General features: G+C 55.9%; 16 protein-coding genes and 5 pseudogenes. 13 read left to right on the forward strand and 8 right to left on the reverse strand.

The genetic code is table 11. The features are described 5' to 3' along the window. Positions 1-3: 3 nt before the first annotated feature. On the forward strand, positions 4-66 hold the full coding sequence (gene yoeI / locus IM284_RS01715) for a membrane protein YoeI (protein WP_099458931.1): 63 nt from the start codon (positions 4-6) through the stop codon (positions 64-66). Further along, positions 56-1,414: a putrescine/proton symporter PlaP gene (gene plaP, locus IM284_RS01720; protein WP_028013759.1), complete on the forward strand. Its 1,359-nt coding sequence runs from the start codon at positions 56-58 to the stop codon at positions 1,412-1,414. Before yoeI ends, plaP begins: the two co-directional genes overlap by 11 nt. Before the next feature lie 57 nt (positions 1,415-1,471). Here plaP and sbcB read toward each other — a convergent pair whose 3' ends face one another. Next, positions 1,472-2,908: an exodeoxyribonuclease I gene (sbcB, locus tag IM284_RS01725; protein WP_370552113.1), complete on the reverse strand. Its 1,437-nt coding sequence runs from the start codon at positions 2,906-2,908 to the stop codon at positions 1,472-1,474. 198 nt (positions 2,909-3,106) lie between these two features. Here sbcB and dacD point away from each other — a divergent pair, with 198 nt between their 5' ends. From dacD to IM284_RS01750, 5 genes and pseudogenes are all read left to right on the forward strand, one after another. Further along, entirely contained in the window at positions 3,107-4,273 is a 1,167-nt protein-coding gene (dacD, locus tag IM284_RS01730; protein ID WP_028013757.1) for a serine-type D-Ala-D-Ala carboxypeptidase DacD, read from the forward strand. 119 nt (positions 4,274-4,392) lie between these two features. Then, complete coding sequence (sbmC, locus tag IM284_RS01735; RefSeq protein WP_047367879.1) at positions 4,393-4,866, forward strand: DNA gyrase inhibitor SbmC; 474 nt, start codon at positions 4,393-4,395, stop codon at positions 4,864-4,866. 92 nt (positions 4,867-4,958) lie between these two features. Then, positions 4,959-6,017 carry an FUSC family protein gene (locus tag IM284_RS01740; protein WP_028013755.1) on the forward strand — a complete coding sequence of 353 codons (1,059 nt, stop codon included), beginning with the start codon at positions 4,959-4,961 and terminating at the stop codon, positions 6,015-6,017. A gap of 159 nt (positions 6,018-6,176) precedes the next feature. Continuing rightward, entirely contained in the window at positions 6,177-6,512 is a 336-nt protein-coding gene (locus tag IM284_RS01745) for a DUF496 family protein (protein ID WP_028013754.1), read from the forward strand. Between the two features lie 512 nt (positions 6,513-7,024). After that, positions 7,025-8,139 (forward strand): annotated as a pseudogene (locus IM284_RS01750) (IS30 family transposase). A gap of 120 nt (positions 8,140-8,259) precedes the next feature. Here IM284_RS01750 and IM284_RS01755 read toward each other — a convergent pair. From IM284_RS01755 to IM284_RS01775, 5 genes and pseudogenes are all read right to left on the reverse strand, one after another. Beyond that, positions 8,260-9,311, reverse strand: a pseudogene (locus tag IM284_RS01755) (IS3 family transposase). Between the two features lie 161 nt (positions 9,312-9,472). Then, on the reverse strand, positions 9,473-9,604 hold the full coding sequence (locus IM284_RS23630; RefSeq protein WP_255467567.1) for a hypothetical protein: 132 nt from the start codon (positions 9,602-9,604) through the stop codon (positions 9,473-9,475). A 9-nt stretch (positions 9,605-9,613) separates the two neighbouring features. After that, positions 9,614-10,957, reverse strand: a complete 1,344-nt coding sequence (locus IM284_RS01765) for an enolase C-terminal domain-like protein (protein ID WP_047062999.1) — start codon at positions 10,955-10,957, stop codon at positions 9,614-9,616. Then, positions 10,935-12,287 carry an MFS transporter gene (locus tag IM284_RS01770; RefSeq protein WP_047955839.1) on the reverse strand — a complete coding sequence of 451 codons (1,353 nt, stop codon included), beginning with the start codon at positions 12,285-12,287 and terminating at the stop codon, positions 10,935-10,937. The genes IM284_RS01765 and IM284_RS01770 overlap by 23 nt, the downstream gene beginning before the upstream one ends. A 220-nt stretch (positions 12,288-12,507) precedes the next feature. Further along, positions 12,508-12,823, reverse strand: a pseudogene (locus tag IM284_RS01775) (IS110 family transposase); the annotation flags it as partial. A 338-nt stretch (positions 12,824-13,161) separates the two neighbouring features. Between IM284_RS01775 and IM284_RS01780 the strand changes: the two are divergent. Continuing rightward, positions 13,162-13,308: a hypothetical protein gene (locus IM284_RS01780; RefSeq protein ID WP_154400831.1), complete on the forward strand. Its 147-nt coding sequence runs from the start codon at positions 13,162-13,164 to the stop codon at positions 13,306-13,308. 156 nt (positions 13,309-13,464) lie between these two features. On the opposite strand, the gene IM284_RS01785 is transcribed toward IM284_RS01780, so the two are convergent. Further along, a complete protein-coding gene (locus IM284_RS01785; protein ID WP_052768066.1) occupies positions 13,465-13,794 on the reverse strand; it encodes a helix-turn-helix domain-containing protein in 330 nt (109 codons plus the stop codon). A 66-nt stretch (positions 13,795-13,860) separates the two neighbouring features. Between IM284_RS01785 and IM284_RS01790 the strand changes: the two are divergent. Then, a pseudogene (locus IM284_RS01790) lies at positions 13,861-14,069 on the forward strand (recombinase family protein); the annotation flags it as partial. Between the two features lie 258 nt (positions 14,070-14,327). Next, positions 14,328-14,543: pseudogene (locus IM284_RS01795) on the forward strand (LysR family transcriptional regulator); the annotation flags it as partial. 317 nt (positions 14,544-14,860) lie between these two features. Here IM284_RS01795 and IM284_RS23295 read toward each other — a convergent pair. Continuing rightward, on the reverse strand, positions 14,861-15,061 hold the full coding sequence (locus IM284_RS23295) for a helix-turn-helix domain-containing protein (RefSeq protein WP_052768067.1): 201 nt from the start codon (positions 15,059-15,061) through the stop codon (positions 14,861-14,863). Between the two features lie 443 nt (positions 15,062-15,504). Between IM284_RS23295 and IM284_RS01805 the strand changes: the two genes are divergently transcribed. The 3 genes from IM284_RS01805 (at position 15,505) to IM284_RS01815 (ending at position 20,938) form a co-directional block, all read left to right on the forward strand. Then, positions 15,505-16,095 (forward strand): TetR family transcriptional regulator, encoded by a 591-nt coding sequence (locus IM284_RS01805; RefSeq protein WP_047063004.1) that lies wholly within the window; start codon positions 15,505-15,507, stop codon positions 16,093-16,095. Positions 16,096-16,727: 632 nt separating this feature from the next. After that, positions 16,728-17,858, forward strand: a complete 1,131-nt coding sequence (locus IM284_RS01810; protein WP_047063006.1) for an efflux RND transporter periplasmic adaptor subunit — start codon at positions 16,728-16,730, stop codon at positions 17,856-17,858. Beyond that, a complete protein-coding gene (locus IM284_RS01815) occupies positions 17,855-20,938 on the forward strand; it encodes an efflux RND transporter permease subunit (RefSeq protein ID WP_047063008.1) in 3,084 nt (1,027 codons plus the stop codon). The genes IM284_RS01810 and IM284_RS01815 overlap by 4 nt, the downstream gene beginning before the upstream one ends. Positions 20,939-21,314: the final 376 nt, after the last annotated feature.

The following is a 21,314-nucleotide window of genomic DNA, read 5'->3' on the forward strand; positions in this document are numbered from 1 at the left end:
GAAATGGGGCAATTTTTCGCTTACGTGGCGGTTATCACCGTAAAGGAGAATAACTATGTCGCATAACGCAACTCCAAACACCTCTCGCGTGGAATTACGTAAAACGCTTACGTTGATTCCGGTTGTTATGATGGGCCTTGCCTATATGCAACCGATGACGCTGTTCGATACATTCGGTATCGTATCGGGCCTCACTGACGGTCATGTGCCGACGGCTTACGGCTTTGCGCTGATTGCGATCCTCTTTACCGCGCTGAGCTACGGTAAACTGGTGCGTCGCTATCCGTCTGCAGGTTCCGCCTACACCTATGCCCAGAAATCTATCAGCCCGACGGTTGGCTTTATGGTGGGCTGGTCTTCGCTGCTCGACTACCTGTTCGCGCCGATGATCAACATTCTGCTGGCAAAAATCTATTTTGAAGCGCTGGTGCCATCGATTCCCTCGTGGATCTTCGTCGTGGCGCTGGTAGCCTTTATGACTGCCTTTAACCTGCGCAGCATCAAGTCCGTTGCCAACTTTAACTCCGTTATCGTTGTGCTTCAGGTTGTCCTGATTGCCGTGATTCTTGGCATGGTGATCTATGGCGTATTCCACGGCGAAGGCGCGGGCACCCTGGCGAGCAGCAAACCGTTCTGGTCTGGTGATGCGCATGTGATCCCGATGATTACCGGGGCGACGATTCTGTGCTTCTCCTTTACCGGTTTCGACGGGATTAGCAACCTGTCTGAGGAAACGAAGGATGCAGAGCGCGTGATCCCGCGTGCCATCTTCCTGACGGCGCTGATTGGCGGTCTGATCTTTATTTTCTCGACCTATTTCCTGCAGCTGTACTTCCCGGATATCTCGCGCTTCAAGGATCCGGATGCGTCTCAGCCGGAAATCATGCTCTATGTGGCGGGTAAAGCGTTCCAGGTCGGCGCGCTGATCTTCTCCACCATCACCGTACTGGCGTCCGGTATGGCCGCGCATGCAGGCGTTGCGCGTCTGATGTACGTAATGGGTCGTGATGGCGTATTCCCGAAAAGCTTCTTCGGCTACGTGCATCCAACCTGGCGTACCCCGGCGATGAACATTATCCTGGTCGGTGCGATCGCGCTTCTGGCGATTAACTTTGACCTGGTGATGGCAACGGCGCTGATTAACTTCGGTGCGCTGGTGGCGTTCACCTTTGTTAACCTGTCGGTTATCTCTCAGTTCTGGATCCGTGAAAAGCGTAACAAGACGCTGAAAGATCACTTCCAGTATCTGTTCCTGCCGATGTGCGGTGCCCTGACCGTGGGCGCGCTGTGGGTTAACCTGGAAGAGAGCTCTATGGTGCTTGGCCTGATTTGGGCAGGTATCGGCCTGGTGTACCTGGCCTGTGTCACGAAGAGCTTCCGTAACCCGGTTCCTCAGTACGAAGACGTTGCTTAAGTCTTAACGTCAAAAAAAAAACCGGAGACCTTGTCTCCGGTTTTTTTATATCTCACTTCAGACTATCTCTTGCGCGTACTGGAACAGGGCTTTTAACAGGATCTGTTTTTCTGCGTTGCCTTCATATTGGTTGTATAACGACTCAAGCTCCTGCGCGTAATGCTGCAGATACTCTGGCGTAAACACGTTTCGACGGTGCTGCAGCCAGCGCGCCTGTTCTGCTTCATCCAGCGTGCCGGGATAATTGCGCGCCCGGTAGTTAAACATCAGCTTTTCGATGCGCTTATCGGCGAAGGTGATGTCCAGCGCAGGTAAGTTACGCGGCTCGGTTTGCAGAACAATATTCATGGCTGCGCGGTCGGCATCGCTGAAGAAGCCGTTGTAGAGCTGGGCATCCACGTTTTCGGACGGCACGAACGACTCCGCCTCGGCGAAGATGGCGACCACTTTCTCGCGCACCTGCGGGTTATCGCGAAGCACTTTCAGGTTATCCAGGCAGTGCTGACGGTTAATGCCCAGCCTGTCGGCATCTTCCGGACGCAGCGTGTTCGCCTGCGCCAGCACCGGACATTTATTGATGTGCACCAGCTTAACCGGCACCGCAGGCAGATCCCCGAGTTCATTTTTCGGGGTGTAAAGCCGTTCGCGCAGGGTATCGCTGTCAAGCTCCAGCAGCGGCGAAATATCGCCCGCCAGGTCCACCATGATAACCGCATTACGGTTATCCGGGTGCCACGCCAGCGGCGCAACCCAGCTGGTATTGCCGCGCCAGGCGCCAAACATGCCGGAGATATGCACCAGGGGCTTCATCTGCGGTACGTCGATAAGGGTCATGAGCTTCTGCTTGCTTCGGTGGCTCAGCAGATATTCAAACAGCCGGGGCTGTGCGGTTTTCACCAGCTTCGCCATGGCAATGGTGGCATAAACGTCTGCCATCGCATCGTGGGCATTGCTGTGCTCGATGCCGTTGGCGCGCGTCAGGTGTTCCAGCCGGAAGCTGGTTAGCCCTTCCTCATTTTCCGGCCAGTTAATGCCTTCAGGGCGCAGGGCATAACAGGCGCGCATGATGTCGAGCAGATCCCAGCGTGAATTGCGGTTCTGCCAGCTCCAGGCGTACGGATCGTAGAAGTTGCGATAGAAGATATTGCGCGTCACTTCATCATCGAAGCGGATGTTGTTGTAACCGACCACGCAGGTATTAGGCACGGTAAACAGATCGTGGATGCGGCGGGCGAACTCTGCTTCGTTAACGCCTTTTTCCCGTGCTTTCTGCGGCGTGATCCCGGTGACCATTACCGCGCCGGGCTGCGGCAGGTAGTCATCAGCCGGTTTACAGTAAAAGACCTCAGGCTCGCCAATGATGTTGAATTCGTCATCGGTGCGGATGGCGGCAAACTGCGCCGGTCGGTCCAGCGCCGGATGCGTGCCAAAGGTTTCGTAGTCGTGGAATAAAAAAGTCGGGCGTGCGGCAGAGTCAGACACCAGTAATACCATCCTGTTAAAAAATGACGTCACTATGGTAAACGATCGTGCGGGTCAGACCGAATAAAAAGCGCCGCCGCGTCGCAAATTTGCGAGACCGCTTCCGCGTAAAACCTGCGTTCTGTCACATTTTTTTGCAATTAAGCCAGGTAACGACATCAGAAGTCCCGTAAAAAGGTCATCGATTTTTAATGACCTGAGGATATACCGTTGAAACGCCGTCTGTTTATTGCTGTTTCTTTACTCGCTTCGAGTGTCTCATCTGCTTTTGCGGCCGAACCACTGGATTTTTCGCCGCAGCCTCCGGCCATTCAGGCTGGCTCCTGGGTGCTGATGGATTACACGACTGGTCAAATTTTAACGGCGGGCAACGAACATCAGCAACGTAACCCGGCGAGCCTCACCAAGCTGATGACGGGCTATGTGGTGGATCGGGCCATTGACAGCCATCGCATTTCGCCGGATGACATTGTCACCGTAGGGCGTGACGCGTGGGCAAAAGGGAACCCGGTGTTTGACGGTTCGTCGCTGATGTTTCTGAAAGAGGGCGATCGCGTCACCGTGCGTGATTTAAGCCGCGGTCTGATTGTCGATTCCGGCAACGATGCCTGCGTGGCGCTGGCCGATCACGTGGCGGGCGGACAGCCGCAGTTTGTGAAGATGATGAACGACTACGTGCAGAAGCTGAACCTGCGTGATACGCACTTTGAAACCGTCCACGGGTTGGACGCGCCGGGCCAGCACAGCTCGGCCTATGACCTGGCCGTGCTCTCCCGGGCCATTATCCACGGTGAGCCCGAGTTTTATCATATGTACAGCGAAAAGAGTCTCACCTGGAACGGCATCACCCAGCAAAACCGTAACGGCCTGCTGTGGGATAAAACCATGAACGTGGACGGCCTGAAAACGGGGCATACCTCAGGAGCAGGCTTTAACCTTATTGCCTCCGCGGTGGACGGTCAGCGTCGTTTGATTGCGGTAGTGATGGGCGCGGACAGCCCGAAAGGGCGCGAGGACCAGGCGCGTAAGCTCCTGCACTGGGGACAACAGAACTTCGATACGGTGCAGATCCTGCATAACGGTAAAAAAGTGGGAACAGAGCGTATCTGGTACGGCGATAAAGAACAGGTGAAACTGGGCACCGACCAGGACTTCTGGCTGGCCCTGCCGAAAGCGGAAGTACCGAACATCAAAGCCAAATACGTGCTGGATAAAAAAGAGCTGGAAGCACCGATTGCCGCGCATCAGCGGGTCGGGGAGATCCAGCTCTATGACCGCGACAAGGTCGTGGCGCACTGGCCTCTGGTCACTCTGGAAGCCGTTGATAAGGGAGGCGTATTCTCACGCCTGAGCGATTATCTTCACCACACGCTTTAACCGCTGATGGGCAGACTGGCAGGGTTGCGAGTCTGCTCACATAATAAACACTCCTCGTTTGCCGATAATAGAAATCCTGCTTTATAGTGTATAAATATACAGTGCTAATCGGAGGCAGCATGGACTACAGCATCAAGCAGCAACAGAAACGTAAGATTGCGGGTTTTCATCTTATTGGGCCGTGGGAAAAAACGGTCAAGCAGGGCTTTGAACAGCTGGTCATGTGGGTAGACGGGCGTCACATTGAGCCGCTGGAGTGGGTGGCGGTCTATTACGATAACCCCGATGAGGTTCCGGCAGAAAAACTGCGCTGCGATACGGCCGTTACCGTACCGGATGATTTCGTCATCCCGGAAAACAGCGAAGGGGTGATGATGACCGAAATCGCGGCCGGTGATTATGCCGTGGCGACGGCGCGCGTGGAAAACTACGACTTTGCAACCCCGTGGTATCAGTTCTTTAATTCCCTGCTGCAGGATAATAAATACCAGATGGCGCTTAAGCCCTGCTTTGAGCGCTATCTCAATGATGGCAACGCGGACGGCTACTGGGATATTGAAATGTTTATCGCGGTTGAGCACAAAACGGTTTAAGCCTGCTCAATGAAGGGTTTTTCAGCCGGGAGCGATCCGCCCGGCTGAAAACACAGTACAATTGTGATTTGCCGTGTTGCTGGAGAGCGGGTGTGCGTCCCGACAAATCATTAACCCCTTTTGAAATTCGCTTATATAAACATTACCGCGTGGTGCACGGGTGTCGCATCGCGCTGGCGTTCGTGTTGACCTTTGTACTGGTCAGGTTACTGGATATACCGGAAGGAACGTGGCCGCTGATCACGCTGGTGGTGGTGATGGGGCCAATCTCATTTTGGGGAAACGTTGTCCCGCGCGCCTTCGAGCGAATAGGTGGTACCGTGCTTGGCTCTGCCCTGGGGCTGATTGCCCTGAAGCTTGAGCTCATCTCATTTCCAGTGATGCTGGCATGGTGCGGTGCCGCCATGTTCCTGTGCGGCTGGCTGGCGCTGGGCAAACGTCCTTATCAGGCGCTGCTGATTGGTATTACTCTCGCGGTCGTGGTCGGCGCGCCAGCAGGGGATATGACCACGGCGATGTGGCGAAGCGGGGATGTTATTCTGGGCTCGCTGCTCGCCATGCTGTTTACCGGCATCTGGCCGCAGCGGGCTTTTCTGCACTGGCGTATCCAGATGGCTAACTACGTCACGGCGTTTAACCGCGTTTACCAGGCGGGGTTTTCACCGAATCTGGTTGAGCGTCCCCGGCTGGAAAAGCATCTGCAAACCATCCTCAACGACGTGGTCAAAATGCGCGGCCTGATAGTACCAGCCAGTAAAGAGACCCATATTCAGAAAGCGATTTTCGAAGCTATCCAGACGGTCAGCCGCAATCTGGTGTGCATGCTTGAACTGCAAATCAACGCGCACTGGGCCACGCGTCCCAGCCATCTGTTGATGCTTAACGCCCAGACCCTCAAAGAGACGCAGATGATGACGCAGCAGACCCTGCTGACCATCGCCCATGCGCTCTATGAAGGCAACCCGCAGCCCGTTCTGGCGAACAGCGAGCGTCTCAATGAAATCGTGGCGGAACTGAAGCAGTTAATCAACGAGCGGCAGGGCGATAACGTGGCGGAAACGCCCATTCACGGCTATGTCTGGCTGAGCCTGGAGCTGGCGCGACAGCTTGAGCTGCTATCGCACCTGATTTGTCGGGCGCTGCGCAAATAAAACGCGGATGTGACGCCTGCTGCTTCGATTCAGCAGCAATTGGGGTTATGATAGCTTTAAACGATATAGCCATTGTCATTCGCAGCTGCTGTCAGTAAGGTTATTGTTACAGCGGTTGCTTTAACGAATCCGAATCTCACATTATCAGGGGTGTAAAAAATGGAAACTATCAAGCCTTCGTTCCAGGATGTTCTGGAATTCGTCCGCCTGTTCCGCCGCAAAAACAAACTGCAGCGTGAAATCCAGGACGTTGAGAAGAAGATCCGTGACAACCAGAAACGTGTTCTGCTGCTCGACAACCTGAGCGACTACATCAAGCCGGGCATGAGCGTTGAAGCTATTCAGGGCATCATCGCCAGCATGAAGAGCGACTATGAAGACCGCGTTGATGATTACATCATCAAAAATGCCGAGCTGTCCAAAGAGCGTCGCGACATCTCCAAAAAGCTGAAAGTGATGGGCGAAATCAAAAACGCCGAAGCTAAAAGCGAATAATCGCAGCGAATTGTGAAAAAGGCTCTCTGGTGACAGGGAGCCTTTTTTATTTGACGATCAACGGTCCGCTGGTTTGTAGGTCGGGTCAGGCGCAGCCGCCAGCTGACAATTCTACCCGACGCAGAAAAGCAAAAAGCCTGCTTCAAAAGCAGGCTTTTCAAATTTGGCTCCTCTGACTGGGATCACCTTTGCCAGTAACTGGCTAATAAGGAAGCTAAACTTGAATCTTCATCCTGTCAAGACCACCAAAATGACCACCATTAGTTGTGGGTTAAATAAATCTGTTTATAGGCATTCAATGTTCCCTAATTGTGGCGCTGGGAAGCCTACTTGTGCGGTCGTACCTGCTATAAAAATAGTACTGACTGAGGCCAATAAGACTTGTTAGCAAAAAGCGGTTTGTTCGCTTTTTGCTGTGAGTTCAACGGGTCGATGCAACGCTATCCTTAATCAAGGGGGACGTTGCCATGAAACGAAGAACGCGGATTTACTAAACGTCGGAACAGAAAGCGATTATCCAAGACAGATACAAACAAGGTGATTCCGTGCATGATATCGCCAGAATGTTCGACAGATATCATTCTTCTATTATGCCCACTATCCACCAGACTGGTGGATACCGTCCCCCTGTCGGAAAGCGGCACCCGTTAGCGCTTTCACTTGATGAAAGAGAGGAAATATCCAGAGCGCTTGTAGCAAAAATCAGCATCAGAGCGATCGCAAACAAACTATCGAGAGCTCCCTCAACGATTAGCCGCGAGATTAAGAGGCACGGTGGTGCAAAACAATATCGTGCATCAAAAGCGGATGCTGCTGCGTGGGAAAATGCTCTGAGACCAAAACCTTGCAAGCTAATTGAAAGACCTACACTTTGTAAAATCATCGCAGAGAAGATGCATCAGGACTGGTCGCCGGAACAAATCGCCGGTTGGCTGAAACGCTGTTATCCGGATAATCAGGAAATGCATGTGTTACATGAAACGATATATAAAACGCTTTTCATACAAACTCGGGGGGCATTAAAAAAAGAACTGCAGCAATGCCTCCGAAGCGGAAGAGCCGTGCGTAGATCCAGAACGTCATCGCTTAAAGGGAAAGGATTAGGATCAATCTCGAATGCGGTACAGATAAGCGAGAGGCCACCTGAAGCCGCAGACAGAGCCATACCGGGTCACTGGGAAGGTGACCTGATCCAGGGCTCGAAAAACTCCTGTATCGTCACCCTCGTAGAACGCCATTCCCGCTTTGTTATGTTGGCCAAAATCAGGGACAACAAGACCATAACCGTTATATCTGCACTCATCAGGCAAGCCCGGGGATTACCTGTTGAGCTTTATAAAACATTAACCTGGGATCGAGGAGCTGAAATGACCAGCCACACCCGATTTACTGTAGCTACAGACATCCAGATTTACTTCTGTGATCCTCAATCTCCCTGGCAGGTGGCTCAAATGAAAATACGAATAGGTTGCTCAGACAATATTTTCCAAAGAGAACTGACTTATCGATTCACAGCCAGCAGAGACTAAACAGCGTTGCCAGACAGCTCAACGAAAGACCGAGAAAAACGCTAGACTATGAATCACCCGCAGAACGGTTCAATCAGTGTGTTGCATCCATCAGTTGAACTCACAGCTCATAGAGGATTTGACCTGCCCCCGGTATTAGATACAACCGTCAGTCCATAATGTCGGTTTGTTGAACCGCTCCCCGTATGTGATCCATTCATAATCAGGAATAACTGGCTTCATTCTGGCTGCATATTCTGGCAACCGGCAGATTTTACGGCAAATTCGGAGGGGGTCATCCAGCCCAGCGCAGAATGGGGACGACTTTGGTTATAGTGTATGCGCCAGGCTTCGATTTTGCACCGCGCATCCTCCAGGGACATGAACCAGCTCTCGTTCAGACATTCCTGTCGCAGCCTGCCGTTGAAGGACTCTACCGTCGCATTGTCCGTCGGCGTTCTGGGGCGTGAGAAGTCGATACGGATACCCCGTTCATACACCCAGCTGTCCAGCATTTTCCCCGCAAATTCAGAGCCGTTGTCGGTTTTCAGCATCTGAGGTAACGGACGCCTGAGCTCTATGCTGTTCAGCATTTCCGCCACTTCTGTTGAACGCAGATTCTGCACCACGCAGATCCCCAGGCATTCGCGGGTGTACAGGTCTATAACCGTCAGCAGGCGTAGTCGCCTTCCGTCAAACAACGCATCAGAGACAAAATCCATGCCCCAGACGTGATTCGGATACAGCCCCTGAGGCTGCGGCTGTCGCCGCTGTGCGGATTTATTACGGCGTGGACGCTTGGGGCGCAGCGACAGGCCCTGTTCACTGTACAGGCGGCAAATGCGTTTGTGGTTATCACGCCAGCTTTCCCGCCTGAGCATCACGTGTACCCTGCGGTAGCCATGGTGAACCCTGGTTTAGGTAATCTCCCTGATGCGCAGGCGCAGCGCACTGTCGTCTGCCGCAACGGAATGGTACCGGAACGAGCTGCGGCTGAGCCATAGCGCAAAACAGATTTGTCTTTCGCTGGCACCGTATCGGGCCTGTAAATCCCTGATCCATTCGCGCAGGCGTGCCAGCGTCAGTTCTTTTTTGCCAGCACGTCCTGCAGCATAGCCTTGTCGAGGCTGAGATCGGCCACCAGTTTCTTCAGACGCAGGTTTTCCTCTTCCAGCTGGCGCATGTGCTTTAGTTCTGAGGGTGAAATGCCACCGTATTTCTTACACCAGGTGTAAAACGTGGCGTCGGAGATGCCCAGCTTGCGGCAGACGTCCGGTACGGACATCCCCAGCTCGGCCTGCTACAGGGCAAAGACAATCTGCTCTTCGGTAAATCGTGACTTTTTCATCGGCACCACCTCCGTTCAGGGGAGTGTTTATCATGCCGGAATTCTGTTTCTGAATGGAGCAGGATTTTGGGTCAGTGTCACCCCAGCAGTTGCAGCGCGTCGGTTTACTCGTTCAGCGCGTAGCGTGCGATGGTGCCATCACTGGCTTCTAATATGTAGACAAAAGTTTGCGCCAGCAGTGGCGCGCTGGCGGCAATCGATGCCATGAGCGCCACCGCACGTAATATTCTCTTCATTTCGCTTCCTTAGCGAACCATTGACGGACGTTTGGCATCATAGCGCCAGTTATCAATTAAAAATTGCATCCCCAGCGCATCGTTTCGGTTCTTATCCGGCAGCGCGTTGTAAAGCGCATGCGCCTCCTCGACGCGTTCCATATTCAATTCGATGCCAAAACCCGGGCCTGGCGGTAATTCCAGATAGCCATCGCGGATCTGCGGCGGTTGATGCGTCAGTTGCTGGCCATCCTGCCAAATCCAGTGAGTATCAAAGGCGGTCTGACGATCGCCAGGCGCCGCTGCGCCCAGGTGCGCCACCATTGCCAGTGAGATATCAAAATGATTATTGGAGTGGCAGCCGGTGGTCAGCCCCCATTCGTTGCACAATTGCGCTATCACGTTGGCATTGCGCATCGTCCAGAAGTGCGGATCGGCAAGCGGAATGTCGATGGCGTTAAGTTGCAGCGCATGATGTAATTGGCGCCAGTCGTTAGCAATCATATTGGTCGCGACCGCCACGCCCGTGGCGCGACGGAATTCGGCAAGCGTTTCCCGCCCTGAATACCCTTGCTCAGCACCACAGGGATCTTCCAGATAGGGCACCTTTCCTGCCAACTGTTTACCAAAGCGAATCGCCTCATCCAGCGACCAGCTGGCATTGGGGTCGACAGTGACGCGCGCGCCGGGAAACCGCGCCAGTAGCGCTTCAACCGTTTCCACTTCCGCTTCGCCTGCCAGCACGCCGCCTTTTAGCTTGAAGTCACGAAAGCCGTACTGCTCCACTGCCGCTTCCGCCAGCCGTTGAACGCCAGCGCTGTCCATTGCCGCCTCATGACGCAGACGGAACCAGCCATCCGCCGCGTTATCGCCCGAGCGGTACTGCATTGTGGTGCGCTTGCGATCGGCGATATAGAACAGATAACCCAGCACCGGAATACGCTCACGCTGTTTGCCGCTGGCAAGCAGATCGGCGACCGGCAGGTTAAACAGCTTGCCTTGCAGGTCTAGTAGCGCGGCCTCAATCGCCGCCGCAGCGTTATAAAACTTCTCCGGATTCATCTGCGGAATGTGGATGTCGTTGGTGTGTGAAGTGTGCTTCTGACGCGCCTCACTGTTGAAAAGCTGGCTCAGCGTGGCATTCAGGCGCAGCAGCGAGCTGCCTACAATCAGCGGGCGAAACTGCTCCAGCAACTGCAACGTCGAGGCATGACAGGGCGTTTCGCCCACCCCGGTATGCCCGGCAGAATCGGTGAGGATCACGATAATGCGCGTGAAGAAGCAGTTATGGGCACCGCCGATATTCAAAAGCATGCTGTCATAACCAGCAACTGGGACGATGCGCATGGTATTAATGACTGGACTGTCTGACATGAAGTCTCTCCTTGTGACCTAAAGCGGGGGGAACAGGTTTGGTGCGCAGCAACAGCCACAGGCCGGTCACCACGGACACGCTGGTCAGCGCGTAGAGGCCGCCGGTGGTGCTGCCGGTGTGCATCTCCAGATAGCCAAACACCGTGGGTGCGAAGAATCCGCCAAGGTTGCCGACAGAGTTGATCATCGCAATGCCCGGTGCCGCTATCGAGACGGGCAGTTCGCTTTGCGGCATCGGCCAGAAGAACGCGGCACTGACTTTGGAACCGATGCAAGCCACAATCATCGCCACAAAGCCAAACCACGGCGTGCCAAGCGTGGCCATAAAGGTGCCGCATGCGGCGATCAGCATGGCGATGCCCAGCCCTTTCTCCAGCTTATCGCGATAACGGTCGGTGGCTTTGCCCAGCAGAAACAGCGCAACAATGGCGAAGAGCCACGGGATGGCGGTCAGCAGTCCGGATTCGAAACTGTTGAACCCCTGAATACGCTGGATAATTTGCGGCAACCAGAACACCAGCGTGTAACCGGTCATGGTCATGGTGAAGAAGATCAGGCAGTAGAATATAAGGCTGCGATCGGTGATCAATCCCCAGCGTCCCTGTGTGACGGCACGCTCGTCACGCGTCGCGTCTTCAATTGCCAGTTGCTGCGCGAGCGCCTGTTTTTCCGCGTCGCTGAGCCATTTCGCCCCTTCTGGCTTCGATACCAGTACAAACGCCGCCAGCAGGCCGATCACTATCGATCCGCCGCCTTCCAGAAACATGACCCATTTCCAACCCGCAAGTCCGCCGACATCGTGCATCATCAGGATTGCGCCGGTGAGCGGGCCAGAGAATAGAAACGCGCTTGCGGTTGCACTCAATACCATTGCGGTTGCGCGGCCTCGCCAGGCATTGGGCACCCACTGACGAAAATAGAACAGCACGCCAGGGAAGAAGCCCGCCTCCGCCACGCCAAGCAGGAAACGCAGCATATAAAAATGCATTGGCGTGCTGACGAAACCGGTAAGTACCACCACCGTTCCCCAGGTGATCATAATGCGCGTGAGCCACACCCTTGCGCCGAACTTCTTCAGCATCATATTGCTGGGCACTTCAAACAACGCATAGCCGATAAAGAACAGTCCTGCGCCTAAGCCGAAGGCCGCCGCGCTGATTCCGGCATCGGTTTGCAGCTGGGCTTTGACGAAGCCAATGTTGGCGCGATCAATCTGGTTAATAATAAGCATCAGCGCCAGCATCGGGATAATGCGGCGGAAGAATTTGCCAATCGCAGAAGCGATATGCGCCTCATGATCGGCTGATAATTCATGGCGTTGTTGTGTCATGCGTCACCTTCAGTGAGAGAAAAACACCGCTATAGTTATACGCAGCAGGGTTGGTGAGTAGTTATGTATTTTTGCCCTGGAAGGGTTAGGCAAATGCCATACAGTTATAAAATTTCATAAGGTTATGTAAATTCACGTCGAAGAGTTTCGTGCGGGTTTGTGCGCTGGCTCACTCAGGAGGTGATGTCCGCTTCACGCGCTGAGACATTCGACAAGCTTTTTATGGCTTCAGTAAGGGCGAGTTTCGCGCTTGGAGAGCCAGCAAATACTTTGCTTCGTCGTAACAGGTTCTGTTTTTCCAGCAGCTATAAATTATCCGGATCTATTTGAACGCCAGAGCTCGGATAGCGGATTGATGCGATTTTCCTTTTTCTCGCTGGCCCAGTACGATGAGTTAACCGTCTTCGCAGTCCATTCCACGAATGTCTGTCGGACGAACTTCGCACACTGCCAACGCCAGCGTAGTTTTGAATTTCTTCGGCGCTGTTGAAGCGGTCGCGGTTATCATCCAGTGCGGCAAGCATGCGCGGTCCCATAACTGAACAGTTGGCAACACAAAGCCTCGGAGCTTGGGAGTACAAAGAGAATGTCAACAGGTTGTGCAGGCAGTGTAATGTAATGCCAAAACAGGTCAGACCGTGGTTCACCAAACCTGATAAGACTTCCGAACGTTGAGTTCGCTGAGGTAATTGTGAGATGTGGGCCAGCGGATTTCATTAAGGCCCGCGGCAGAACAATTGCTGCATTAAGGCCGGCAATCGTCCTGTCCGTCATCAAGTACAATGCCTGGCAAACAACGGGAGGCGAGTCTTAAAGCTACGTTTAAGCCTAGTCAAAGTGAAATCATGGGGACTGTTCTTACTGAGCCAGAGCGATGCTAACTGAAGAACGCGCTAAACTGATACTGGCGCTGAGCGTATCGCTGCAGGCTTTATCAACAACTCCAGACGAAGGTGATTATAAAGGTAACGATGTCTTTGACAACGTGCGCGCGTTGGTTGATGCAGCAGGATTCAGATGAGTAACGGATGCAGCCGCTCTGTCAGTCGGCATAAGGCGCGCGGTTAATATATGCACGTCACAAAGCTCTGTTCAGGCTTTATAAGGCTGTATGTAAATTCTCGTTAATCAGGGAATATACTTATGTTTACCGGATATGCACCGTACTGCCGTGCTCTCAGTTAAACCGACTGGGCGTTTTACCGAAGCTCTGACGGAATACGTCAATATAGGCGCTGACGTTACTATAACCGCTCAGCGATGCGATTTCACTGACTGGCAATCCCTCTGACACCCAGCGCAGTGAAGCCACCACCTTTGCCTGCTGGTGCCAATGACTGAAACTCAGCCCGGTCTGCTGACTGAATAGACAGTTGATGCTTCTGATGCTGAGCCCCGCTTCATGGGCAGGCTGTTGCTGATCCATTATGCAGGCCGGCTGGCTCAGCAGCTTGTCTGCAACGCTGCGCGCCCTGCGTTCTGTTGGCAGCTTCAGCGCCAGCGGCAATTCCCGACAACGGAGTGTTTCATAGCCCAGCAGCGTCAGAAGGGGGTTCGTGTATTCCTCAGGGAAGCCAGTGACAAGCTTGTTTTTGGAATCTTTGCCGCACAGGCGGAGTTTGAGCGAGAATTGATTGCCGAGCGAACAACAGCAGGTCAGGCCTCAGAAGGGACCCGAGGGAAGAAGGGGCGGCCTAAAAAATGACGCCAATAAAATCGCTACCGGCAATGGCATTAATAGGACGGCCAGAAACGAAAGTCAGTACATTATGCCACGAACTCAGGGGGTGAAAGTACGCTTAGTTTTCTTGCTCATTAAGTCATTTGTTTTGTGTTGAATGAGAATATAACCTTTAATCAGGTGGCCAAATTTTCTATGCCACTACAATCAGAGCTTCATTGAGGAATTCAGGTGTGTGTAATTTACGGGGCTTTTTGCTTATTGATAATGATCTTGTCATGAGTCCCTCTGGTTGAGAGTTTTCTCACTTAGTCCCGTGTCCACTATTGCAGGGTAGGATTAATCGAGGGAAGTGTCCCTCGCTGGATCTGATGCTTACATTGGACGGCGCAGGCTATGGCATCGGCTTGATGACTGCGACCAAGATCCCGGTAAGCCAACGATCGGATGTCGTTATCCGTCACCTGGCAGTCGAATCGGCTTTGACTATTTACTTGCTTCGCTCCGAGAACAACCGCTTGTCTGTTTCACTAGAGTGGCTTATCGATCGTCTGCGCGATGGCTTGGGCGAATAAATTTCCTGCAAACCGGTCTCAAGAATCCGCAGCAGACTGTGTATTCCTTTTCGAGCTTCTCGCTGTTGCCACGGAGGCCGGTGAACGAGCCACGGCTGGGGCGGGAAACCACTGCCACATTCCACAGCCATGAAGTGTCATGCGCGGTCGGAGTAACGTGCGGTACCCCGATAAAACAGATCATTCTATCCATCCACGGCACTCGAAGATGCCGTTGCTCTCGATCAACTGAGCCGGAGGTTGCGTTCAGCTATGTAGCGCCTCGGTGAAGTGCCGAGTGATTTGCGGAACATAGTCACAAAGTTACCGGCACTTTCTTAACCCAGACTATCGGCGACCTGTCGAACCGACATTCCAGTACTCAACCATTTCACCGCAAGAATGACTTGGATCTGCTGGCGCCAGCGTTCGAAGCTCATACCGGTTTCCTGAATAAGCAACCGTGCGAGAGTGCGTTCACTCAGGCCGACACGAATAGCCCAAGTGCGGACGGTCCCGCGGTGTATTGGGGCTTCCATGAGATCTTCTGCAGTCGCACATCGGGCGGCATTGGCAGGCGAAGATTCCCCCTTGGTACCACCTAAATTTCACCTAAAAGTAAACTAATCAGATGTGTTTCTGCCCTCTGGATAGAACATAGAGAAACTTGCGGAGCGGATCACTAGCTCACGTAACAATGGTGTCGCAGATATCGTGCAGAACTTCGACGGAAGACTCGAAGCAGCGCTTGAGTTGATGTAGGCGATTTAGCATTCGATTATACCTGCGGCCAAGATCTTGTGAAAGAAGCCTCCCGGCACATTGATCTCTGGTGCTAGCCGCGTCTCCCGGTCGGTCTTTATAAACCTTCATTATATGGCAGCAATGAAGCGCTTCGAAGCGTCGGTTTAGAGCAAACCAGATGCCTTATGGCACTAAGTGCCTTATTGTCACTTGGTGCCAGATATGACAGAATACTCTCATGGCAAATAAAAATCCCGGCCTTCGCGAAAGGCACAAAGAGAGCACCCGGAGGGAGCTATCCAACCTCGGGCTTGAGTTGTTTCTGAAACAGGGCTTTACCCACACGACCATCGAACACATCGTCGAGCCGCTTGGTGTGGCTAGGCGTACGTTCTTTCGCTACTTCAAGACTAAAGAAGATCTGATCTTCCTGTGGCACGACGAGAAGACGCATGAGCTGGTCGATGAATTGCGGGGGCGTCCCGACCACGAGGGGCCACTGGATGCGGTCAGAGAGACGCTGGCCACGACGCTCCTGCGGTATGACGCCAATCCTGACATGGCTTTTGCACTGGTGCGCCTGCTGAAGGAAACGCCGGCTCTGCTCGCCAAGGGATGCGAAAAGCGGATGGATCGGGAGGTGTCGCTCGCTGCCGCACTCGTGGAACGAGAAAGCGAGACCGGGCTGAGCATGCTCAAAGCGCGCATCATCGTGGGCGCGGTGACGTCCGCATGGACGGCTGCCCTTGACGAGTGGTATGCGGATGGCGGCAGGCAGAACCTGCGCTCCATCGTGGCCAGGGCGTTTTCATTGGTGGGCGAACTGTGATGGCAGCTATGCACGTCTTGTCGGGCCATCAGCAACGCTATCGTCCCCGGCTCATGACGAGCGTGCTGGTCGCTGCGCCTGGCCCTGGTCCCAGCCAGACCAGATGCGCTCAATGGCCCGGGGTCAACGGCGCGGTGTCGCGAGACAAATCGCAAACCCAGACAGGTGGCACAGACACGATCAGCACCACTTCGGGGTTCTCTGGCGCCAGGTTCTTGTGAGAGCCAGACCTGTGGGGAGATGCCCCTGCGACAGAAGAAGTGGCCCGCAGTGAGCCTGATGCGCGCAACGCCAATGACGTGAGTTCCCTGACGGCTATGTTCCCCGCGTGGCTGGATGCGGATACCTCTCTCCAGACCGCCGATGCGTCTGCAGTTGCGCGCACGCGAACGAAGTCCGGTATAAGGCGGATGTAATCACCTTATTCGGGCAGGAAGGCCCGGGTTGACAGCTCAGGGGCGCGCAGGAAAGCGCCATCGCCGCTGCTTACGATCGCACCCATCCCGGGTCTCCTTGTGCGCGCCGCAGGGAACCCGCCGTTATGGGCCGCAGTACCGCAGCCCACAACGACTGAGCAAATGGACGACGCTCCGTCTGCCACCCCTGTATCGCCCGTAAGGAAAATTATCGCCATGAGTCAGGAACAAGAACACCGTAACCAGCCCACCCGGGGACACCTCCGGCGGCACCGGATCGCGTATTTCGTGGGGGGAGTGGCCCTCGTTGTGACGGCGCTGGCGATAGTCGTCGGCAGGGGCGATACGACGCTGGAGGAAGCGACTGCCGCGGCGACGCCGGCGCTGACCGTCACATGCACCATCCCCCGGGAAGTCTCGTGGCCCATAGAGATCAGGGCTTCGGGTGCGATTGCCGCATGGGAAGAAGCCAGCATCGGTGCTCAGATTGGTGGTTATCAGCTCATCGATGTTCGCGTCAATGTCGGCGATATCGTCAGGAAGGGACAGATTATCGCTCGTTTTGACCCGGATCTGTTGCTGGCGGAACGCGCGGAACTGAAAGCGAATGCCGATCAGGCTGCCGCCAACCGGCAGCGCGCGCTCGCGTTGCAAAGCAGCCGCGCGATGAGTGAACAGGACGTGCTCCAGCTGGTGACTCAATCCAGGACCGCGGATGCGCTGCTCGCTGCCAATCAGTTGCGGCTGCGTTACACCGACGTCACTGCGCCGGACGATGGTGTCATCAGCCACAGGACTGCAACGCTCGGCAGCGTCGTTACGGTGGGCCAGGAACTGTTTCGCATGATTCGCCGGGGGCGCCTGGAGTGGCGTGGCGAACTGACCGCCGAGCAACTCGCTCAGGTCGAGATCGGGCAGCAGGTAACATTAGACCTTCCCGACGGCAAGACAGCGAAGGCGACGGTTCGCCAGACCTCGCCGATTCTGGATAGCACCTCTCGCCTGGCCACTGTTTACGCCGACATCCACCCTGGAAGCACGGCACGGGCTGGTATGTACGCCAACGGCAGGCTCGGACTCGGGACAGAGCCGGCGCTGGTCGTGCCCGCCGAGAGCGTTGTCATCCGCGATGGGCGCAGCCACGTCCTGGTGCTGGCCGACACCAGTGCCACGTCCCGCGTGTCGCTGCGAAGCGTCAGCGTCGGCCGGCGTAATGGCCGTGAGGTCGAGGTCACCGAGGGGCTTGGCAAGGACGAGCGTGTTGTTGTCCGGGGAGCCGGCTTCCTCAAGGATCGCGATCTGGTCCGGGTTTCGCAGGGGCAGCCTGCTGGGGCGGGCAGACCATGAATTTCGCTACCTGGTCCATTCGCAATCCGATCCCCTCGATCCTGCTGTTCGCACTGCTGGCACTCGCAGGGCTATGGGGGTTCCAGAAGCTGCCTACGCAGGATCTTCCAGACCTTGATCTACCAATGGTCACGGTCATGCTGACGCAGCCGGGGGCGGCTCCTGCGCAGCTGGAGACGGAGGTCGCGCGCAAGGTCGAGGATTCACTTGCGACCTTGAGTGGTTTGAACCATCTGCGCACATCGATCACGGATGGTTTGGTTTCAATCCAGGTCGAATTCGTGCTGGAGAAGAACCTGTCGGACGCGCTGATCGAAACCAAGAACGCGGTTGACAGCATCCGGTCTGATCTGCCGGATGATCTTCTGCAACCGACCGTCAGTGCTTCCACGAGCGTAGGTTCGCCCGTTCTGACCTACGCCATATCGTCGTCCCGGCTTAATGAGGAGCAGCTTTCGTGGTTTGTGGATGACACCATTGCCAAGACTATTTTCTCGCTTCCCGGAGTCGGTCGGTTCGAGCGGCTTGGCGGAATCGAACGTGAGGTTCGGATTGAGCTCGATCCGTCGCGCATGTCTGCCCTCGGCATCACGGCGGCGGATGTCTCCCGTGCACTGCGCCAGGTTCAGCAGGAATCTTCCGGCGGCCGTGGTCAGCTTGGCGGCCAGGAGCAGTCGGTTCGCACGATTGCCACGGTTCGCCAGGCATCGGAGCTTGCGGACCTGCGAATCGCGTTGTCCAACGGCAAGAGCTTCAGGTTGGACCAAATCGCGACCATCGTCGATGGTCAGGCCGACCCCACGCAGGCGGCCCTGCTCGATGGCGAGCATGTGGTCGGCTTCAGCGTGTACCGCGCCAGGGGCTTTGACGAGGTACGGCTGGCCGAGGGCGTTCGCGAGGCCCTGGCCGGCCTTCAACAGGCCGACCCGGCGCTCAGCCTGACTGAGATTTCGGGGTCGGTCGGCCAGACGCTTGAGCAGTATGAGGGCTCCATGGCGATGCTGTACGAGGGGGCCATCCTCGCGATGATCGTCGTCTGGCTGTTCCTGCGCGACTGGCGGGCGACGCTGATAGCCTCGACCGCTCTGCCGCTGTCCATCCTTCCGGCATTCGCGGCCATGGCCTGGCTGGGCTTCACGCTCAACACCGTGACGCTGCTGGCGCTGGCGGTGATCGTCGGCATCCTGGTCGATGACGCCATCGTGGAGATCGAGAACATCGAGCGCCACCGGCACAGGGGCAAGTCGGTCCGGGAAGCCGCAGAGGACGCCGTGACCGAAATTGCCCTGGCGGTGATGGCGACCACAATGAGCCTGGTGGTCGTCTTCCTACCGACGGCCATGATGAGTGGTATCGGCGGCCTGGTGTTCAAACAGTTTGGCTGGACCGCCGTGATCGCCGTGCTCGCTTCGCTGCTGGTGGCGCGCCTGCTCACACCCATGATGGCGGCCTACCTGCTCAAGCCCGAGCCGATCCCCGAGAAGGAAGATGGCCGGGTCATGCGCTGGTACATGGCAACGGCGCGCTGGTGCCTGAAGCATCGCAAGACGACCCTGAGCGGAGCGGTCATCTTTCTCGCGGCTTCGCTCGCCCTGGTGCCTTTCATCGAGACGGGCTTTATCCCCGCCTCTGATAGCGGCAGCACGACCCTGAGCATCGAATTGCCGCCAGCCAGCTCGCTGGAGGACACGTTGGCGGTCGCCGGGTCGGCCCGCAAAGCCATCGGCGATGTTGACGGCATCGCCCATGTTTTCGCCACGGTGGGCAAGGCGCAAAGTGCCGGCCCCGGTGGGGCGCAGGCGGGCGAAGTTCGGCGCGCGTCGCTCACGCTCACGCTGGGGCCGCGTAATGATCGCCCTTCGCAGCAGGTCATCGAGAAAGCCGTGCGGGAACGCTTGCTCGATGTTCCCGGGGCGCGCTTTGCCATCGGCGGCGGCGGGCCGGGCGAAAAGCTTACGATCATCCTCGCCAGCGACAATGCCGAGGCACTTAAGGCGAGCGCGGATGCGGTGGAAGCCGAACTGCGCGACGTCAAGGGCCTTACTGGCATTGCCTCGACGGCCAGCCTGGAGCGCCCGGAGATCATCATCCGTCCCGACCCGGAGCGCGCCGCCGAGCGCGGCGTGACGACCGAGGCGATCGGGGACGTAGTGCGGGTGGCAACCAGAGGCGATTTCGACGCTCAGGTGGCGCGCCTGAACCTCGACAACCGCCAGGTCTATATCCGCGCGCGCATTCCCGATGCCGCGCGGCAGGACATCGACACGCTCGGCAACATGCGCGTGCCGGGGCGCGACGGGTCGGTGCCGCTGGCAAGTGTCGCCAGCCTGACTGTGCAAAGTGGCCCCGCGCAGATCGACCGCCATGACCGTCTTCGCAACGTCACCATTTCGGCCGATTTGGGAGGTACCGCGCTCGGGACGGCGCAGGCGGCTGTGGCCAACCTGACTTCGATCAAGTCCCTTCCGTCCAGTGTGAAGGTGATTGAGGCCGGCGACGCGGAGATCGTTGCCGAACTCGGCGGGGGCTTTGCCATGGCGCTCGTGGTCGGTGTTTTGTGCATCTACTGCGTTCTGGTGCTGCTGTTCAGGGATTTCCTTCAGCCCATCACCATCCTCTCTGCCATTCCTCTGTCCATAGGTGGCGCGTTCCTCGCGCTTCTGGTCACGCGCAGCCAGTTGAGTGTGCCTTCGATGATCGGTCTGGTGATGCTTATGGGTATCGTCACCAAGAACTCCATCCTGCTCGTCGAGTACGCGGTTATCGGTATACGCGAGCGCGGATTGCCTGTTCACGAGGCGCTGCTGGATGCGTGCCACAAGCGTGCCCGTCCCATCGTGATGACCACCATCGCGATGATCGCCGGCATGTTGCCTATCGCGCTGGGGTTAGGTGCGGATTCTAGCTTCCGCCGGCCGATGGCCATGGCGGTTATCGGCGGCCTTATCACATCGACTGCCTTGAGCCTGCTGGTCGTGCCAGCCGTGTTCCTGTATGTGGACAGGATCGAGAAATGGCTGGCATCGCTTGGTTTTTTTCGACACACCGTACGCGCTACCGCTGACGAGGTTGAGCGATGACGCAACTAACCTCGTCACGACTCAACAGTCCTGCAATTCACTCGTCACATCGAAACTTGATGCGCAGCGCCTGCACTGACCCGTGCGGGACGACCCAGTGTCGTCCGGACGGTATGGAAATCAGGCAGACGGTGCAGTGCGGCCGTCTGCTGGTGATGGTCCGCGAACTCATCGAGATGGCCCGATGGCGTGGTCCGCGAGCTGCCATTCCCCAGTACAGGGGAGGCATTTTCACGTTTTCCTTAAAAGGGATCAATCATGTCATCTCGTCCTCAATGCGCAGTCCGCCTGCGCCGGCAGCCGTCTTACGCTGCGCTACCGATCCTGGTCGCTGGCATTTTTTCAACACCCGTTGCATGGGCTCAGACCGACGATA

The organism is Enterobacter cloacae complex sp. P12RS (genome assembly GCF_014895875.1).
GTDB classification, from domain to species: Bacteria; Pseudomonadota; Gammaproteobacteria; order Enterobacterales; family Enterobacteriaceae; genus Enterobacter; species Enterobacter bugandensis.

Bases quoted from the DNA above. Each gene is read 5' to 3' on its own strand.
- plaP (WP_028013759.1), top strand. From the start codon at position 56: ATGTCGCATAACGCAACTCCAAACACCTCTCGCGTGGAATTACGTAAA.
- sbcB (WP_370552113.1), bottom strand. From the start codon at position 2,908: ATGGTATTACTGGTGTCTGACTCTGCCGCACGCCCGACTTTTTTATTC.
- sbmC (WP_047367879.1), top strand. From the start codon at position 4,393: ATGGACTACAGCATCAAGCAGCAACAGAAACGTAAGATTGCGGGTTTT.
- IM284_RS01745 (WP_028013754.1), top strand. From the start codon at position 6,177: ATGGAAACTATCAAGCCTTCGTTCCAGGATGTTCTGGAATTCGTCCGC.
- IM284_RS23630 (WP_255467567.1), bottom strand. From the start codon at position 9,604: ATGAAGAGAATATTACGTGCGGTGGCGCTCATGGCATCGATTGCCGCC.
- IM284_RS01765 (WP_047062999.1), bottom strand. From the start codon at position 10,957: ATGTCAGACAGTCCAGTCATTAATACCATGCGCATCGTCCCAGTTGCT.
- IM284_RS01770 (WP_047955839.1), bottom strand. From the start codon at position 12,287: ATGACACAACAACGCCATGAATTATCAGCCGATCATGAGGCGCATATC.
- IM284_RS01780 (WP_154400831.1), top strand. From the start codon at position 13,162: ATGCTAACTGAAGAACGCGCTAAACTGATACTGGCGCTGAGCGTATCG.
- IM284_RS23295 (WP_052768067.1), bottom strand. From the start codon at position 15,061: ATGGAAGCCCCAATACACCGCGGGACCGTCCGCACTTGGGCTATTCGT.
- IM284_RS01805 (WP_047063004.1), top strand. From the start codon at position 15,505: ATGGCAAATAAAAATCCCGGCCTTCGCGAAAGGCACAAAGAGAGCACC.
- IM284_RS01810 (WP_047063006.1), top strand. From the start codon at position 16,728: ATGAGTCAGGAACAAGAACACCGTAACCAGCCCACCCGGGGACACCTC.
- IM284_RS01815 (WP_047063008.1), top strand. From the start codon at position 17,855: ATGAATTTCGCTACCTGGTCCATTCGCAATCCGATCCCCTCGATCCTG.